Genomic DNA, 611 nt, shown 5'->3' on the forward strand with positions numbered 1-611 from the left:
GAGGGTCCGGCGGTGACGGTGGACACGGCGTGTTCGTCGTCGTTGGTGGCGTTGCATCTGGCGGTGCAGTCGTTGCGTGCGGGTGAGTGTGATCTGGCGTTGGCGGGTGGGGTGACGGTGATGTCGACGCCGGGGGCTTTTGTGGAGTTCTCGCGGCAGCGGGGGCTTGCGGTGGATGGGCGGTGCAAGGCGTTCGGGGAGGGTGCGGACGGTACGGGGTGGGGTGAGGGTGTCGGTGTGGTGGTGGTGGAGCGGTTGTCGGATGCGCGTCGCAACGGGCACGACGTCCTGGCCGTCGTCCGTGGTTCGGCGGTGAATCAGGATGGTGCGTCGAACGGGTTGACGGCGCCGAACGGTCCGTCGCAGCAGCGGGTGATCCGTGCTGCGTTGGCGGCGGGTGGTCTGGAGCCGGGTGATGTGGATGCGGTGGAGGCGCATGGTACGGGTACGGCGTTGGGTGATCCGATCGAGGCGCAGGCGTTGCTGGCCACGTACGGGCAGGGGCGTGAGCGGCCGCTTCTGCTGGGGTCGGTGAAGTCGAACATCGGTCATACGCAGGCTGCTGCGGGTGTGGCGGGTGTGATCAAGATGGTGCTGGCGATGCGGCACGG

At 68.2% G+C, this 611-nt stretch carries 1 protein-coding gene; it reads left to right on the forward strand.

The annotated features are described in order from the left end of the window. On the forward strand, positions 1–611 hold a 611-nt coding region (locus IE239_RS41590; protein ID WP_190154627.1), incomplete at both ends, for a beta-ketoacyl synthase N-terminal-like domain-containing protein.

The organism is Streptomyces humidus, from assembly GCF_014649655.1.
Classification (GTDB): domain Bacteria; phylum Actinomycetota; class Actinomycetes; order Streptomycetales; family Streptomycetaceae; genus Streptomyces; species Streptomyces humidus.